The following is a 16252-nucleotide window of genomic DNA, read 5'->3' as shown; positions in this document are numbered from 1 at the left end:
CGATGAAAGAGAATCGTTCGAAAAACATTCGGTCTGAATTCCAAGTTACCTATGAGTATGATGTTTTTTTTACCAAAGAATTATTTTCATTGGAAAACATACTACTCAGTGAATTTTTCCAATCTAAAAAAACTGACAAAATGAAAAAGAAGGTTTTGGTTGTGATTGACCAAGGGTTATTCAACTTTCACAACAAAATTTTAGAATCCATCCCTCAATATTTTCAATCAAATGTAGAATCTGTACAATTGATTGAAGATCTCATTATTCTTCCAGGTGGAGAAACATCAAAAAATGATTCAAATGGTTGGGAATTAGTTGTGTCAGCTATCAACCAATATGGAATTGATCGGCATTCTTATCTTATGGTGATCGGTGGTGGTGCTATTTTAGATATGGTTGGTTATGCGGCAGCTGTTGCACATCGAGGCATTCGTTTGATTCGAATCCCAACAACTGTACTTTCTCAAAATGATTCTGGTGTTGGTGTTAAAAATAGTATTAATTATTTTGGAAAAAAAAATTTTCTTGGAACCTTTGCACCTCCTGTCGCTGTATTCAATGATTCTTCGTTTTTAGTCTCTTTAGAAGATAGGGATTGGCGTTCTGGTATGGCAGAAGCAGTGAAAGTTTCTCTAATCAAAAACAAAGTTTTTTTTGAATGGATGGAATCTCATGTTTCTGAACTCACCCATCGGGACCTGACTACGATGGAACATTTAGTTTATGAATGTGCAAGGCTTCATATGGAACACATTCAAAATGGAGATCCTTTCGAGTTTGGTTCTTCTCGCCCACTTGATTTTGGACATTGGTTTGCTCATAAATTAGAATACTTGGCAAATTTTTCCATCCGTCATGGCGAAGCGGTGGCAATCGGAATGGCTTTGGATTCCATTTATTCGTATCTTTCTGGTTTTTTGCAAGAATCCGAGTTGAATCGAATTTTAAATTTATTAAGAGATCTTGGGTTTCAATTTAACCATCCCGTGCTTCTCAAAAACGGAAAAGAGAATTTGGAACTTGCTCTAAAAGAATTCCAAGAACACTTAGGCGGAAAACTCACCTTGCTAATGTTAGAAGGAATTGGTTTTCCAAAGGAAGTTTATACAATTCATTTATCTTTGTTAGAATCTGCATACGATCGTTTGGTTGGATGGAAGTGAAGACTAAATATGGTAACCTAACATATTGTTCGAATATCCATCCAGGAGAATCTTGGAAGGATCACTTCCTTGAATTAAAAACCTATCTACCTAAAATTAAAAGTCAAATTTCCCCTGACCATCCATTCGCAATTGGACTTAGATTGTCCGACGAAGCTTCCCTCTCACTCATGGAAGCAGATCATTTGTCCGAATGGAAAGAATGGTTACAAAAAGAATCCATGTATGTGATTTCCATCAATGGATTTCCTTTTGGTGGATTCCATTCTGATGTTGTCAAAGAAAACGTCTACAAACCGGATTGGTCGACACAAACAAGATATGAATATACAAAAAGGCTTTTTTCCATCCTACATGAATTATTGCCTGAAGGTGAAGAGGGTGGAGTCTCCACACCTCCACTTTCCTATTTTTATTTTGATTCAAATCAAATCGATTCAAATCAAAGAAAGGAGAAATGCACTCAAAATATCATACAAACTCTTGTTGATTTGATTCGTTTTAAGATGGAATTTGGTCGAGTTTTACACTTAGATTTGGAACCAGAACCAGATGGATTGATTGGAACCTTTTCGAATTTTATCCAATGGTATGAAGATCAATTAATCCCCCAAGCATTCACCATTCTGAACAGTGAATTTGGATTCCAAAAAAACAATGCTATCATACAAATTAAGGAGCATATTCGATTGTGTTTGGATGTATGCCACCTAGCAGTAACACACGAAATAAATGAACTTCTGCTAACCGAATTAAAACGAACTGGAATCAAAGTAGGTCGGATTCAAGTGAGTTCGGCATTAAAAGTCAAATTTACAGAACCCACTGAATCAATTTTAGAAGTATTAAGACCATTTGATGAAAAAAAATACTTACACCAAGTAGTAGCGATTCAAAATGACGGGTCAAAAATCTCGTATCGAGACTTAGGAGAAGCCATTGCAAATGGAGTGAGTATTGGGGATGAATGGCGTATCCATTTCCACGTTCCCATTTTTTTGGAATCATATGGAAGTTTGTTTTCTACCCAAGAAGAACTTTCTTATGTCTTAGAGGAACATAAAAAGTTTCCATTTACAAACATCTTAGAAATCGAAACTTATACATGGAATGTTCTCCCAGAATCTCTTCAGATGTCGATGGAATCTTCCATTATTCGGGAAATTGATTGGGTAAAAAAAACATTCGGGATCAGTTAAATAAAAATCATCTTATGGCAAAAATAAAAAAACAATTTCGGAAGACAGTTGTCATCAATGTCGTCGGGCTTTCAAATTCATTAGTTTCGGATTTTACTCCTTTTTTAAAGCAGTATTTGGAAAAACGAAATCAAACCTTCATAGAACCAATGTTACCTGGCGTTACGACAAGCGTTCAAAGTACTTATCTAACCGGAAAGTGGCCTAGTGAACATGGAGTTGTCGGGAATGGTTGGTATGACCGCACCGATGCTGAAGTAAAGTTTTGGAAACAATCCAATCATCTGGTAATCGGAGAAAAAATTTGGGAAAAGGCAAAAAAAATAGATCCGAACTTTACCTGTTCCAAAATGTTTTGGTGGTATAATATGTATTCTTCAGCAGATTATTCTGTCACGCCGAGGCCTCAATACCATGCCGATGGAGTGAAGGCTCCTGATTGTTATTCTAACCCACCCTCATTACGTGATGAACTGCAAAATAAATTTGGTCCTTTTCCCTTGTTTTCCTTTTGGGGGCCCAATGCCAATATCAAGTCAACTCAATGGATCAAAGATGCTACAATTTACGTGGATCAGAAATACAATCCAACATTAACATTTGTGTATTTACCACATCTTGATTACGGATTACAAAAATTTGGTTCGAATAAAACTCACTTAAAACAAGACCTTTTGGATTTGGATTTCGTGTTGAAGGAATTAATCGAATACTTTGAATCAACAAATACAAAGGTGATTTTACTTTCTGAATATGGTATCACGAATGTCCATACTCCCATTCACATCAATCGTATTTTACGAGAAAACCAACTCATAGCAGTGAGAAAGGAGAGGTGGTATGAACTTTTAGACCCAGGTGCCTCAAAAGCATTTTCGGTTTCAGACCATCAAATCTCACATATTTATTGCCAAAATAAAGAAACAATCGAACAGGTGAGACAAATCACCAAACAAATACCAGGTGTTGCATTGGTTTTAGACAAACAAGAACAAAGAAAATACCACTTAAACCATGAAAGATCTGGCGATTTGGTTCTTGTCGCAAAAGAAGGACATTGGTTTACGTATTATTATTGGTTAAATGATAAAAAAGCTCCAGATTACGCCCGCTTGGTGGACATTCATCGAAAACCAGGTTACGATCCTGCTGAATTATTTTTGGACCCTTCTCAAAAACTGGTAAAACTGAAAGTAATTTGGAACTTACTGAAAAAAAAGTTAGGGTTTCGCTACCTGATGGATGTGATTCCACTCGATGCGGGTCTCGTTAAAGGATCCCATGGGGGCTTGCCAACGGATTCCGATTTTTTCCCCATTTTCTCAGCGGAAATCCCACTCCCGAAAAAAAATATTTCTGCTATAAAAGTGTACGATTTCATTTGGGATCAGATGACTTCGGAGATTTAAATGTTTGACTCGTACCTTTAAAAATCATTATTTTTAATTCAGTGTCCGCAGAAGATATCAAAATTGTCACATACTCCAAAGGGGCAGCCATAGTTGTCCAAAATTCCGTCAATACTGGAAATTTTTTCATCGTAAAATCCGGACGTGTTTCGGTCGATTCAGAACACATTGTTGTCGACCATGAACTTGCCTATTATGAGGCGGGTGATAGTTTTGGACTCGTCTCAGCCTTAACAGAACATAGGTTCCTTGTCACTTTATTTGCAGATACAGATGTGGAACTTGTTCAGATTCCCATTCGACTTTTGGGTTCTTACCTAAAAGAAAGAAAGGAATTGGCGATGAAGATTTTGGGGCTCTATTCTCGTGAATTAAGGACCCTTCAAAAACATTTATCCAAGGCAAACAAACCTGCTGACAGAGATTACCATCCGGAACGTTTGGTTCAGAATGCACGCACCTATCTCACCTGGCAAAAACCTAATCTCGCTGCCTATTCTTTACAAGCATTCTTAAAATGGTCAAAAGAGAACCAATCGACAGAGAATTTAACGGAGGCAATGGATTTGTTTCAATCCGTTGCTTCTTCATTTAAACCGTTTCATTGGGATAACGTCCAATCTACTTTGGAAGCTGGTGAAGTTCTTTTTGTGGAAAGCGAAAAGAGTAATGAAATCTATGTCGTGTTAGAGGGAAACGTAAAACTTTTTGGGATTGTGCGAGGATTTGAGTATGTGATCGATGTTTTGGGTCCAGGGGAAATTTTTGGTGAAATGTCACTCATTGACAATGCTCCCAGAATGGCATCTGCCATCACGGAAACAAAATCAAAAATCTTACGTGTGACTCCGGAAAATTTATTTGAGTCAGTTGGGCCTTCATTATTACAAAAGATTTTTGAAAGTATCGCGCGCCGAATTTGGTTTTCCCACCAAAGGCTAGTCATCTTACGACTGAAAACCCCAGTCACAAGACTTTATGCTTACCTTTATAACTCGATCCGCGACCAAGACATTCGGTTGGGTCGGAATTTGGATTTAAGCCTTTCGACTCCTCATACAATTTACATCCAAATGGAAGAACTTTGTAATATGTGTGGGATCATCAAGTTAAAACAAGAGAGTATTGATGAATTCAAAGCAGATACAAACCTTGTCATTGAATCCAATCGGATCACGATCAAAAGTAGAAAGCGACTAGAGGAAAAATTGGGTCATTTCAAATCCAAAGAAGGACAAATTGTTGCCTAATCCATTTAAAATTTGTATCATTTTTTCACTAGTTGTGATTTAGTTCTGTGATGAAAAAATTTTTCATGTATTCCCTTGCCATTTTTTATATAGTCGCCGGCACCAATCATTTCCTCTCACCCGAATTTTATTTAGAAATGATGCCCGATTATTTACCCTTTCACGAATTACTCAATGTGACCAGTGGGCTTTCTGAAATCACGCTCGGTCTTTTAGTATTGTATGAACGAATGAGAAAATTGGCATGTTATGGAATTATTTTACTCTTACTTGCGATTTATCCTGCCAATATCAACATGCTACTCGAAGCCTTAGATGGTAAGGATTTTGGAGTCCCAATTTGGGCATTATATGTTCGATTGCCTTTTCAATTTTTGTTTATCTATTGGGCTTGGGTTGTACGCGATTTTAAATGGTCCGAATCAACTTAATTCAAAAACTAGGTTTAAGAGCGAATGACAAAAGAACTAAAACGAAAACCGAAAGAGACTACAAAAAAAAATGGTCAGTGGACGTTTTTATCCAATCATTCACATGTTCTCATCTGTTTGAGTAAAGACCCTGAAATGCGCTTAAAAGATGTAGCCGTCCTCGTTGGAATCACAGAAAGAGCAGTGCAAACAATTGTTAAAGATTTGGTGGATGCCTCCATTCTCCAGAAAAGTAAAGATGGACGTAGAAACCAATACATCATCCAATCGGATCAAAAACTTCGCCACCCCTTGGAAGCAAACCATTCCATATCTGAACTCTTAAAATTAGGAAAGTGAATCTTTCGATTTTTTAGTTGAGTCACTCACTTTCTAGTTTTAAGACTTCGTTTAAAACCTTTAAATTTGCGGGAACTGGGATTTTATGTAAACCCGCGATCTTCACAATTTCTCCATTGATATAATTGATTTCGGTTTTTCGTTTATGGTCTAAGTCTTGTACCATAGACGTTCTAATTTTAAAATATTTGAGTCCAAGAAATATAAGAATCAAATGTCTGATCCAAACAGGTAAAGCACCCTTTCCATCGCCTAATTTATGTATGGGGACAGATCCTGGGACAACTCCCTCTTTTATCTTGAGAAAAAACATCAGCTGTTTGACTTCTGTTAGAATTGAAATCGCTTCTTTTCTACCTTCTTCATTCAAAAACAACTGTCCTAAGCTGAGTTGTTTTGAAGCAGCAAGACCATTGATGATCGCATTGATGGCAAGTTTATGCCATCTGTAACCTAGTATTTCTTCTGTGAGTTTCACCTCAATCCAAGGATGGAGTAACGAGGGCCAAATTGGATTAAGTTTTGTTTGGTTACATCCACCTAGTATCAAACTTCCAGGATTTGATTGGAAGTAGGTTCCATCTGATAAGACTTGTGTATTCCATCCGACAACACCACCAATCAGTTTCTCCATTAGATTTGGAAAATGAGTTTCCGGCAAACCGTTTTGAATCAAAATCCATTTCCCATTACTGTCTAAAGCATTTTCTGTGATGGAAAGGTATTCGTTTAGTGACTGATTTTTACATCCAAGAAAAATAAAATCAAATTTATCCTTAGAATCTTGAATTAATGTTAAATGATCTCCTAAATCAATTTTGATTATCTTTCCATCAGGGTCTTTGAATTGAATGGGTTTTTCTTTTAAGAAATCGAATCGAGTTTGGTCCTTACAGAGAATTTTGAAAGGAACCTTGTTTTGGTGGAAGGCGTGGACGATGGTAACTGTGACTGAGCCAATTCCACAAATGGCGATTGAAGGAAAAAAATCATTCATCTTTATTAGAAACACTACTGCTGGATTTCAAAAAAATCCTCTCTTTTTTATTGACTCTTTTTCTAAATCCTTTAAAAAAATAGTATTCTTTTGAAAACAAATGGGGTTCTCAATGAAAAAAATCATATTTCGCATTTTACCGCTTTTGTTAGTCGGTTCGTTTTTCGGGAATTGTATTTATACAGAATTACGAAGTCCTGGACTTGCAGCTAACATGACACAATACGTGATGAATTCTGATGACTACCAAATCATTGGTCCAGTAGAAACTCAAGGTGAGTATGTATCTTGGTTCTTACTCGTGTTAACGGGAGAAACTGGTTATAGCGATTTGTTAAAACAAGCCAGAGAAAAAGGTGGAGACGATATCATCAACTATCGATTTGAATTGCGTCAAAAAAGTATATTACTCATTGTTTGGAACCGAGTGATCTGGAATGCGTCGGCGCTTGCCATCAAATATAAAGATAAAATTAAAAAGTAATTGGTTTGATCCGCTTCTCTCAGAGGGATTTATTTTCCTCTGAGGGTAATGACAAGTTTTGGGTTTTGGAGATGTTTACCCGTTTTTTGAAAATAACTTTCCTTGAGTTCCGATAATACTTTTTCTTCCAAAGTTTTTTCGAGTTCAATGTCAATGATCTCACCCGAATTTTCATCCAAAGCATGGTGGTGGACTCCTGTATTGGAATCAAAATGAGTCACACCAGACTTGAGTTCCAAAGTTCCTAGAAGTCCCTTCTCCGCAAATAATTTCAGATTATTAAAAATCGTCGCACGTGATGCGTGTGGAAAATGAGTGTTTACCAAATGGAACACTTCTTCCGCAAACAAATGTTGGTGTTTCTCAAGGAGGAGGTGGGCCATTTCCAAACGTTGCGACGTGGGCCGGATTCCATGGGACTCCAGAAGTTCCTTTGTTTTTTGGTAACTAAGATCCATTACCATTGCAATTTCTCCTCCTAGCAAATTTTGTCAATAATTAGACTAAGTCTAAAACGAAAATGGGCACGATTTTCTGTCTGAAAACAGAAGGCTTTCGTGAAAATTGCTACAGCTAGAAGGTACAATTCCGAACCATAGAAGGACTCGGAAGGGGCCCTTCGTTCTATTTTATTATCCGAATTGATCCAGCTAACAAAAATTAGTGGCAGAAATTGAATATACCCTCATCGAAAGGGATTGTAAAAACAATTTGTAGCCTTTGGGAATCGTTTGGGTAGATCTCAAAATGGTTTTTTTGTATGTAAAAAAATCCTTGCACTTCCCTTCAGAAGGTTTTCAATCCTTTCGGTGTTCTGCCTTCGATTCTCTATTTTACGAGTGGACTTAGAATTCCTCTGGTCAAAGGAAGTATTGTTTCGTCCCATCCAAACTTTTATTCCAAACAAAGGAATTGTCTGACACTATGTTGATGAAACAGATATTGATTTTTTTATTTTTCTCTTTTTCTATATCCGCTGAAGTGGTGTCCCTTGATTCTCGATGGACTTTCCAGTCAGAGGGAGAAAAATTTCCAAAACAAATCAAAGTAGGCGTTCTATTAATCGAACAAGGTTACAAAGTGCCACTCCGTGGTAAATACCATCTGATTCTTCCCATCGACCAACTACCTGAAACTTCCATTTCCGTTTATTTGGATCGTGTTCACTCTGCAGACAATACTTATTGGAATGGTAAATTAATTGGGACGACTGGCGGTTTATCACCGAATTATTATCCATATTGGCATAAGGTAAGGTATTACGAAATACCAAACTCCTTAGTTTTGTTAGGTGAAAATCATTTAGAAGTAGAAATCGAATGTAGGGAAACCGAATTTCGTTGTGGTTTATTTCGATCCATTCCGCTATTCGGTTCCCAAAATGAAATTAAGGACAAAATGATTTATGAGGATGTGAATCAAATCGTAATGGCCGCCTTATTCTTTGGGATTTTTTTGCAACAAGCAATTGGATATGCTCTCAACCGTTCCTCCAAATCTGGATTATATTTAGCAGGCACTGCAATTTTTTTTGTATGTTGGCGCCTACCTGTTTTAAATAAAATCCATTTTTTAGGAATTCACCCAGAAATTTTAGTACGATTATTATTCTTTTGCCAATTTATTTTTCCCGTTTTCATTATGTTATTCGTACATACATTGATTGATCGTAAGATTACGAAAATTGCATTTATCACTTTTTTATTTGATACTATATTGGCATTGATCCAATTATTCGAACTAAATCCAGATGTAAGATTTTATTTTGTATATATTTGGTATATTTTACTCGGAATAAAAGTTCCCATCTTAGTGCAGTTACTTGCTAAAAATTATAAAAAATCTTCTGAAGCAATTGTTGTATCCATTGGTGCCCTCGTTGCAACTTTTTTTGGAATAGCGGATGTTTTAACCGATGTAATTACGGGGAAAAATGCATATTTAACTCAATATGGGATCTTAAGTTTTTTGTTTTCGGGAGTTCTTGCCATCGCCTTACAAAGTTCTAGAACCAAAAAAGAATTACGGAATTTAAACGAATCTCTGGAGATGATTGTAACACTTAGAACACAAGAACTTCAAAAACAATACAAACTGTTACATGATGATTTGGTAATGGCTGCTAGTTTACAATCCAAGTTAATTCCACCGATGGAATTTCAATATGCAAGATTAAACGTAGCATCTATGTTTATGCCGATGGAAAAAATTGGTGGAGATTACTTTGATTATTACATACATGAAGATGGATCATTAACATTTTTGTTATGTGATGTTTTGGGACATGGAATTGCTGCAGCACTTATCGCAAGCATGTTAAAAGTAAATTTTTTAGAAATTGCACCGAAAATCAAAGATCCATCTTTGTTTCTAAAAGAAATTAATTTAAAAATTTTACCTGTGATTGAAAAAAATTATATTACAGCAGTCGCTAGTCATTTTGATCTTAAAAATCAAATTTTACGATATTCGGTAATGGGGCATCCGAGTCCATTCCATCTCAATTTGAAAGATAACAGTTTAGAGACCTTAGGTGGTAGGGGTCCCATCATGGGCTGGAAAAAAGAAGTTCAATTGGATACCTATAAGATACCCCTGCGCACTGGTGATCGGTTCTTTTTTTATACGGATGGAATTACCGAAAGTCATAGTCGGGAAAAGGAAATGTTCGGAGAAACCCGATTACGTAATCAACTTTTAGAAGGAAATGCGTTATCTCCTAAAGAATTAAATGAAAAAATCAAAAAGGAGATCAAAAAATTTACTTTTCGATTGTCAGATGATGTAACATACTTTACGATCGATTTCTTATGAAATTTGTATTCAATTCTATTGGAATACGTTTTCTCTTAAACTTAGGAGTTAACAATCAATTAGATTTACAAACTTCCGTTAGAGTCCAATTAGCAAACTTAATCGCCATTCTCGGTATTTTATCAAATATACAATATTCAATTCTTTTTACCATCGCAGGTGCACCATATGTTTGGATTATGAATCTAATCCATTTCACCGTAGTATGTACGTTATCCTATATATTGTATTTGAACAAAAAAGAGAAATATGTTACTGCGCGGATCCTATTAGTTTTTACAATATCGGTTCCTTTGTTATTTGTTTCGTTTGTAAGTTTTGGAAATACGGGAGGATTTTATTATTATTTTTTAGTGTTTGCATTGGCTCCTTTTGTTTTGTTTTCATACGAAGAAAAATTTTGGATTTTGTTTGTATTTTTCACCAATAATCTTTTTTATATTTGGTTTGAATTTTTTGGTAAACCCGGCCAGTTCTCTCTTGGTACTTTATTGTATGAACCTTACATCCAAGAGTTATTTAGAATCAACTCGGTAATGTCATGTTTGTTTTTTGTTGCTCTGATCATGTTTTATTTTTTAAGAAATACGAATCGAATCCAAAAAGAAATGCTTCGGACAAATGCCCATAAAGATCGTATCTTTTCCATTTTAGCACATGATTTAAAAGGACCAATTGGAACGATGAATTCTTTTTTAGGATTTTTGACAGAAACTTTACCAGAAAGAGATGAGCTTATCATCGCACTAAAAGAATTAAAAAAAAGTACAAACCAATCTTATTTAGTTTTGGAAAATTTACTTGATTGGGTGAGAAATGAATCAAAAAAAAATCCAACAAATTTGGAGACTTTGAATTTGTATTCAATGATTCAAAATGCAAAAGATATTTTGGACTTACAGGCAACTGATAAAGGGATAGAATGGAATGTATCTGTTCCAAGCCACCTAACGGTTTTTTGTGACGAAAGGATGATTAGCACTGTCATTCGAAATCTCTTTTCTAACGCCATCAAATTTTCTCACCCACATGGTATCGTTTCGATCCATGCGCATCAAAGTGGAAACTATGTGGAACTCGTCATTTCAGACTTAGGAATTGGTATGTCGAAAGAGCAGATCAAACAAATGGAGGAAGGTAAACCTTTTCCGACCACATTTGGAACTCAAGGAGAGAAGGGAACAGGTCTTGGGCTCCTTGTTTGTACCGAAATGCTAAAAAACCAAGGCTGTCGAATGGATGTGACAAGTTCACCTAATCAAGGTACAAAAATCACAATTCAAATTCCGAACTCACTGTAATTTAGTTTCTTTTTTCCAGTCGATTTAGTCCAATTGGAAGGTATGTGGCCCCAAGTTTATTTTAATTGGTTACGAAACTTCTCTCCAACTGGATCCGTTGAAATTTATCCTGAAATTTCTGATTCATTTGAAACAAATTTACCGAATGTCTTTGTGATTGGTGATTTAACTGGTGTTCCACTTTTAAAGATGGCCGCAGAAAGTGGAGTTCAAGTTTGGAAACACATTCCAGAAATTTCCAATAATCGATTGGATGCTGTGATCATCGGTTCTGGACCCGCCGGAGTTTCATGTGCGATGGAAGCCAAACGGTTGGGAAAAAAGTACTTAGTATTGGAATCGAATCTTCCCTTCCAAACCATTCAAAGTTATCCTAAAAAAAAACCAATTTTTGCAGAACCTAAAGAATTCCAAAGTAATTCCTCAATCAAAATTCTTGATACGGTCAAAGAAGACCTTTTAAAGGATTTGAATCAGATTCTAAAACAAAATCCAATCAATTTGGAAACAAACCAAAGAGTCATCAGTATTAGAAAAGATCATGCCGGTTATGTTTTAGAGACTGAAACAGGTTCCACTTATCAAACAAATTCTGTTGTCATTGCGATGGGGAAATCAGGAGATCCTAAAAAATTAGGAATCAAAGGAGAAAACGAATCAAATGTTTCCTACCGTCTCATCGATCCAAAAGAAACATCTGGTTCATCTGTGATCATAGTCGGTGGAGGGGATACTGCTTTAGAATCTGCGATTCTTTGTTCTGAGTATGCAAAAGAAATTACAATCATTCATAGGGGAGGCGATTTTAGCAAAGCAAAGTCCGAAAACAAAAATCTTGTTTTGACTTTGGAATCAGAAGGGAAAGTAAAAATTATTTTTGAATCGGAATTGCAAGAGATTACACCTTCGTTTGTTTTTGTTAAAACCAAACAATCAGCAATCAAAATCAAAGCTGATTTGATCTATGTAATGATAGGAACCTTACCTCCCATTGGTTTTTTTGAACGTGTTGGCATCAAATTACAAAATCAAAAAAACATTATGGATTGGGTTGGGCTTACAGGGCTTGTTTCATTTGCAATGACTGCCTATTTTGGGAAGGCATCTTTTTATGGGCCCATCTGGTTTTCGTTTCTTGCTTCCTTCTCTGCTTTTATTTCGGCAGTCAGCTTGATAACCTATGCCATTATTGTATGGAAAAAACGAGAGACTAAGTTTGATCATTGGAAAATTTTTAAGTTCAGTTATTTCCTATTTGTTTTTTTCTATTTTTTAACCGTTTATTTTTCGTCTTCGTACCAAGGGTATCATCTTTTAGGGAAGTATCCTTCGTTTCATTATACTTTTTTGTATTCGCTCACCATCCTCGTTTTTGGAATACGTAGGATGATTGTTCGTAAAACAGATTATATTTTTTATCAAACGCTTTCTTTGATAGGAATCCAAGTTTTTTTCCTGTTTTTATTGCCGGAATTGATATTACCGGCATTAGGTGAACTTGGATATCTTGGCAGTCAAGACGGATACATTAGAACAGAAATTTTCCCATCTGATGCTTATTGGAAAGCCTACGGATTTATATTAGCATGGCCATTGAGTATGGGAGTTTTATATGATGGTGGAATCACTAAGTTTTGGTTGGTTTACGGAATTTCGTTTAGTTTTGTTTTTATCCCTTTCCTTGTTTATCGTTATGGTAAGGGAGCCTATTGTGGTTGGATTTGTTCCTGCGGTGGACTTGCGGAGACATTAGGTGATGAATATAGACAAAAAATGCCCCATTCTAAAACTGCCTATCGATTTGAACATTCTGGACAATATATACTCTTTCTTGCTGCGATTCTCACGTTCTTAAAACTGGTTGGTGTTTTTGGGAAGTTTTACTTCCCGAGTTTTATTTTAGGAGAGATGGTTGCTGATTCAGTCAAATGGATTTATGACATCGTCGTAGACATAGGTCTTGCCGGTGTCGTTGGTGTTGGATGTTATTTTTTTTACTCAGGGCGAGTCTGGTGCCGCATGTTTTGTCCTCTTGCATCACTCATGCATATTTATGCAAGATTCAGTCAATTTAGGATTTTTTCAGATAAAAAGAAATGTATTTCTTGTAATATCTGCACGAAGAACTGTCACCAAGGAATTGATGTAATGGGGTATGCGAGTAGAGGGATTCCTATGGATAGCGTTCAATGTGTACGGTGTTCGGCTTGTGTATCTCTTTGTCCTACTGATGTTCTACAATTTGGAAAATTGAATGGGAATCAGGTGACATTTGATTTGTTAGATGCCAAAATGCGGAAATAATAGTTTGAATTCACTCAAAGAAGAAATTTTGTATTTTTTTAGACTAGGGGTACATGCGGCGGACCCCAATTCCTTGTTTGAAGATTTTTGGGAGGATCATTCGCTTTTACAGGAAACTTTCCATACTTCTAAAAAGAATTTGTTTGTCTTTTCAGTTGGAAAAGCCGCGTATCCCATGGCGATGTCATTTGTTCATGATTTCCCAATTAAAAATGGTTATATTCTCACAAAGTACGGACATTTACCAACCGAAAAACAAATCATCCAAGAAGACTCAATTTGGAAGTATCGAGAAGCTTCCCATCCTATTCTTGATCAAAATTCAATCGATCATTCAAATGAAGTCTTAAATTTATTAAAACAATTAGGAAAAAACGATCGTTTGGTGGTTCTTCTCTCTGGTGGCGCATCTAGTTTGTTTGAAATACCTATCGAGGGTTATTCGTTAATTGATATGATCTCCATTCAAAAACGATTGTTAAACAGTGGTAAATTCATTCATGAGATCAATTTAGAGAGAAAAAAGTCTTCCAAGGTAAAAGGAGGAAAACTTTTATCAGAGTTAAACTCAGAGTTAGAGGTGTATACGTTTGTGATCTCAGATGTCATTGGTGATGACCCATATACAATTGGTTCAGGGCCTACGTATCCTAGTGAAAATTATTTCATTTTGGGAAACCTCACAAAATCAATTCAAACCATTATACATAAAGCAAAACAACTAGGATACCAAACGAAATGTATCAGTGATACTTGGACGGGTAGTGTTGAAGAAACATCATATTTGATTGAAAAAGAATTTTTGTCTGCAATCGAATCAAATACAAAACAAATGGTTCTAATCGGTGGTGAATTGGTTTGCCCTGTGAATGGAAATGGAGTGGGTGGAAGGAACCAAGAACTAGCCCTTCGGATAACCATCTTACTTGAAAAACACCAAGTCAATCGAAACTGGATGTTTTTATCGGCTGGCACTGATGGTACGGATGGCCCGACAGATGCTGCGGGCGGTGTTGTTACGAACAATACAATTGCCTTGATGAAAGAAAAAAAATGGGATCCAATAGTTCAATTGGAAGATTCAAATTCTTATCCAATTCTAAAAGATGTAAATGCACTCGTTATGACAGGACCCACTGGTACGAATGTCAATGACATATTAATCTTGTTAGTTGAAGGTTCGGAATCCTAGATTTGAATTCTGCCCACTCCAATAGATTTGGAACAACGGATTTTGCCATCTACTACTTCCAATTTTTGACGCTAATAACTCATCGTCGATTTGTTTTAGGACGTTTACATGGTCTTTGAGAAAATGCCATTGTAAGTCTTCTTTTTTTTGCATTGGGAGTGATTCGTTTGTTAAGGAAAACACTGATTCTTGTAAACCAACAAGAGAAGGTACAAGAATTGATCTTACTCCTTGGTAATCAAAATTTGATTTTCTTGCAATTGATTCATGTAACCACCACAAAGTATCAGAATATGTCCCACTCGAATCCAAACTGGATGCATTGATCAAGTTTTTTGTTCCAAAGAAAAATGGTTTAAACAAACTCAAACAAGGAGTGGAAGTCCCAGTATAATAAACTCGCAAAGGATCTTGGTTTGTTTCGGAAGTGTCCCATTCGACAACTAAACTCCCGTTGGTTTGGTTTGGAGTGGTTGGGCCAGTTGCATGTAAACAAAGTGATTTCATTGAAGAATGATTTGGTTCAAATTCATCAGAATCAATGGGATGTGTCTTCAATGTTTCGATCGCCTGTTTTGAGTTATAGGATGTATGCGTATTTAAGTATTGTTCAGCTGTAGCTTTATGTAGATGCCTCCTATCTTTACAATGGCTCATATACGTATAAAATGTATCGCTAAAACAATCCTTAAATGAAAAATCCTTTTTCGATTTATATTTTAATTTTTCAATTAAGTTAGTAGATGAATACTCAAAATCAGATTCGATTGTTAATCCATTCGAAATTGCATAAAATGAATCGATCTTTTTTGCTACCCAGTATCGGTCAGCAGTTTCTAATACATAACCATCTGTACGATCCGCTATGATAAAACTATTGTGATAGAAAAAAGTTTTATTTTGATACCCTCCGCAGGCATCTTGCCCATATTTTTCCAACAATTCGGTAATTAAAAATAAGGCGTCCTTCGCTGTTTTAGATCGTTCCAATGCCAAACGAATTAAATCCATACCCGTTAACCCATTGTTCATTTTAGATATCTTTAGATTGGTGAAGACAGCTTCGTTTCCAATGCACACTCCAAATTCATTTATACCCATTTCAGCACCCCACATATGAAATGGTTTTGATAGGAAGATTTCAAACGTAGTGGAAGTTTGCGGAATTTCAATGTATGTGGTTTTTAAAATAGAATCTTTGGGGTGTTCCATCCGCGGCACATGGAGAATCGATTGGGCTTCGTTTGGTTCCCTGTCGGAGTTTTTGGCAAAGATTCTTTTTTGTGTTTTTGTAAATTTTTCAGTGGCAAGAGAGGTATCGCACATTCTAGAATGTTAATCTGAAATCTAAATAATTCAATCCAAA

Annotated in this window: 15 protein-coding genes; 12 read left to right on the top strand and 3 right to left on the bottom strand. The window is 36.1% G+C overall.

Going from position 1 to position 16252, the window contains the following annotated elements; all coding sequences use genetic code 11:
- Window positions 1-2 precede the first annotated feature (2 nt).
- From LEPBI_RS12185 to LEPBI_RS12160, 6 genes are read left to right on the top strand one after another with little or no spacing between them, the layout of a single operon-like run.
- Complete coding sequence (locus tag LEPBI_RS12185) at window positions 3-1166, top strand: 3-dehydroquinate synthase (protein ID WP_012389419.1); 1164 nt, start codon at window positions 3-5, stop codon at window positions 1164-1166.
- Window positions 1157-2365, top strand: coding sequence for a metabolite traffic protein EboE (eboE, locus tag LEPBI_RS12180; protein ID WP_012389418.1), 1209 nt, complete (start codon window positions 1157-1159; stop codon window positions 2363-2365). Before LEPBI_RS12185 ends, eboE begins: the two co-directional genes overlap by 10 nt.
- A 14-nt stretch (window positions 2366-2379) precedes the next feature.
- A complete protein-coding gene (locus tag LEPBI_RS12175; protein ID WP_012389417.1) occupies window positions 2380-3774 on the top strand; it encodes an alkaline phosphatase family protein in 1395 nt (464 codons plus the stop codon).
- A 41-nt stretch (window positions 3775-3815) separates the two neighbouring features.
- On the top strand, window positions 3816-5024 hold the full coding sequence (locus LEPBI_RS12170) for a Crp/Fnr family transcriptional regulator (RefSeq protein ID WP_012389416.1): 1209 nt from the start codon (window positions 3816-3818) through the stop codon (window positions 5022-5024).
- A gap of 50 nt (window positions 5025-5074) precedes the next feature.
- Entirely contained in the window at window positions 5075-5455 is a 381-nt protein-coding gene (locus LEPBI_RS12165) for a DoxX family protein (protein ID WP_187148057.1), read from the top strand.
- Window positions 5456-5479: 24 nt separating this feature from the next.
- Window positions 5480-5794 carry a winged helix-turn-helix transcriptional regulator gene (locus LEPBI_RS12160; protein ID WP_012389414.1) on the top strand — a complete coding sequence of 105 codons (315 nt, stop codon included), beginning with the start codon at window positions 5480-5482 and terminating at the stop codon, window positions 5792-5794.
- Window positions 5795-5816: 22 nt separating this feature from the next.
- Here the strand turns inward: LEPBI_RS12160 and LEPBI_RS12155 are convergent, their stop codons facing one another.
- Window positions 5817-6791, bottom strand: a complete 975-nt coding sequence (locus LEPBI_RS12155; RefSeq protein WP_012389413.1) for a ketopantoate reductase family protein — start codon at window positions 6789-6791, stop codon at window positions 5817-5819.
- 112 nt (window positions 6792-6903) lie between these two features.
- Here LEPBI_RS12155 and LEPBI_RS12150 point away from each other — a divergent pair, with 112 nt between their 5' ends.
- Window positions 6904-7275: an LIC11742 family lipoprotein gene (locus LEPBI_RS12150; protein WP_041769876.1), complete on the top strand. Its 372-nt coding sequence runs from the start codon at window positions 6904-6906 to the stop codon at window positions 7273-7275.
- A gap of 29 nt (window positions 7276-7304) precedes the next feature.
- Here LEPBI_RS12150 and perRA read toward each other — a convergent pair whose 3' ends face one another.
- Window positions 7305-7733, bottom strand: a complete 429-nt coding sequence (gene perRA / locus LEPBI_RS12145; RefSeq protein WP_041769875.1) for a peroxide-responsive transcriptional repressor PerRA — start codon at window positions 7731-7733, stop codon at window positions 7305-7307.
- 273 nt (window positions 7734-8006) lie between these two features.
- Between perRA and LEPBI_RS12140 the strand changes: the two genes are divergently transcribed.
- Genes LEPBI_RS12140 through LEPBI_RS12120 form a run of 5 tightly spaced genes read left to right on the top strand, consistent with a single transcriptional unit; the run spans window position 8007 to window position 14886 of the window.
- Window positions 8007-8195 (top strand): hypothetical protein, encoded by a 189-nt coding sequence (locus LEPBI_RS12140; protein WP_012389410.1) that lies wholly within the window; start codon window positions 8007-8009, stop codon window positions 8193-8195.
- Between the two features lie 4 nt (window positions 8196-8199).
- Window positions 8200-10089 (top strand): PP2C family protein-serine/threonine phosphatase, encoded by a 1890-nt coding sequence (locus LEPBI_RS12135; protein ID WP_012389409.1) that lies wholly within the window; start codon window positions 8200-8202, stop codon window positions 10087-10089.
- Window positions 10086-11390 (top strand): sensor histidine kinase, encoded by a 1305-nt coding sequence (locus tag LEPBI_RS12130; RefSeq protein ID WP_012389408.1) that lies wholly within the window; start codon window positions 10086-10088, stop codon window positions 11388-11390. The genes LEPBI_RS12135 and LEPBI_RS12130 overlap by 4 nt, the downstream gene beginning before the upstream one ends.
- A gap of 42 nt (window positions 11391-11432) precedes the next feature.
- Window positions 11433-13694, top strand: a complete 2262-nt coding sequence (locus tag LEPBI_RS12125) for an NAD(P)-binding domain-containing protein (RefSeq protein WP_012389407.1) — start codon at window positions 11433-11435, stop codon at window positions 13692-13694.
- 4 nt (window positions 13695-13698) lie between these two features.
- Window positions 13699-14886 (top strand): glycerate kinase type-2 family protein, encoded by a 1188-nt coding sequence (locus tag LEPBI_RS12120; protein WP_012389406.1) that lies wholly within the window; start codon window positions 13699-13701, stop codon window positions 14884-14886.
- Here the strand turns inward: LEPBI_RS12120 and LEPBI_RS12115 are convergent.
- Window positions 14863-16212, bottom strand: a complete 1350-nt coding sequence (locus LEPBI_RS12115) for a C69 family dipeptidase (RefSeq protein WP_012389405.1) — start codon at window positions 16210-16212, stop codon at window positions 14863-14865. The genes LEPBI_RS12120 and LEPBI_RS12115 overlap by 24 nt on opposite strands.
- Between the last annotated feature and the right edge of the window lie 40 nt (window positions 16213-16252).

Origin of the sequence: Leptospira biflexa serovar Patoc strain 'Patoc 1 (Paris)', assembly GCF_000017685.1 — a bacterium.
GTDB lineage: Bacteria > Spirochaetota > Leptospiria > Leptospirales > Leptospiraceae > Leptospira_A > Leptospira_A biflexa.
The sequence above is the reverse complement of the archived record's forward strand: the minus strand, read 5'-3'. Positions and strand labels throughout refer to the sequence as shown.

Excerpts from the sequence above, each read along its gene's own strand:
- LEPBI_RS12185 (WP_012389419.1), top strand. The coding sequence starts at position 3 with ATGAAAGAGAATCGTTCGAAAAACATTCGGTCTGAATTCCAAGTTACC.
- eboE (WP_012389418.1), top strand. The coding sequence starts at position 1,157 with ATGGAAGTGAAGACTAAATATGGTAACCTAACATATTGTTCGAATATC.
- LEPBI_RS12175 (WP_012389417.1), top strand. The coding sequence starts at position 2,380 with ATGGCAAAAATAAAAAAACAATTTCGGAAGACAGTTGTCATCAATGTC.
- LEPBI_RS12165 (WP_187148057.1), top strand. The coding sequence starts at position 5,075 with ATGAAAAAATTTTTCATGTATTCCCTTGCCATTTTTTATATAGTCGCC.
- LEPBI_RS12160 (WP_012389414.1), top strand. The coding sequence starts at position 5,480 with ATGACAAAAGAACTAAAACGAAAACCGAAAGAGACTACAAAAAAAAAT.
- LEPBI_RS12155 (WP_012389413.1), bottom strand. The coding sequence starts at position 6,791 with ATGAATGATTTTTTTCCTTCAATCGCCATTTGTGGAATTGGCTCAGTC.
- LEPBI_RS12150 (WP_041769876.1), top strand. The coding sequence starts at position 6,904 with ATGAAAAAAATCATATTTCGCATTTTACCGCTTTTGTTAGTCGGTTCG.
- perRA (WP_041769875.1), bottom strand. The coding sequence starts at position 7,733 with ATGGATCTTAGTTACCAAAAAACAAAGGAACTTCTGGAGTCCCATGGA.
- LEPBI_RS12135 (WP_012389409.1), top strand. The coding sequence starts at position 8,200 with ATGTTGATGAAACAGATATTGATTTTTTTATTTTTCTCTTTTTCTATA.
- LEPBI_RS12130 (WP_012389408.1), top strand. The coding sequence starts at position 10,086 with ATGAAATTTGTATTCAATTCTATTGGAATACGTTTTCTCTTAAACTTA.
- LEPBI_RS12125 (WP_012389407.1), top strand. The coding sequence starts at position 11,433 with ATGTGGCCCCAAGTTTATTTTAATTGGTTACGAAACTTCTCTCCAACT.
- LEPBI_RS12115 (WP_012389405.1), bottom strand. The coding sequence starts at position 16,212 with ATGTGCGATACCTCTCTTGCCACTGAAAAATTTACAAAAACACAAAAA.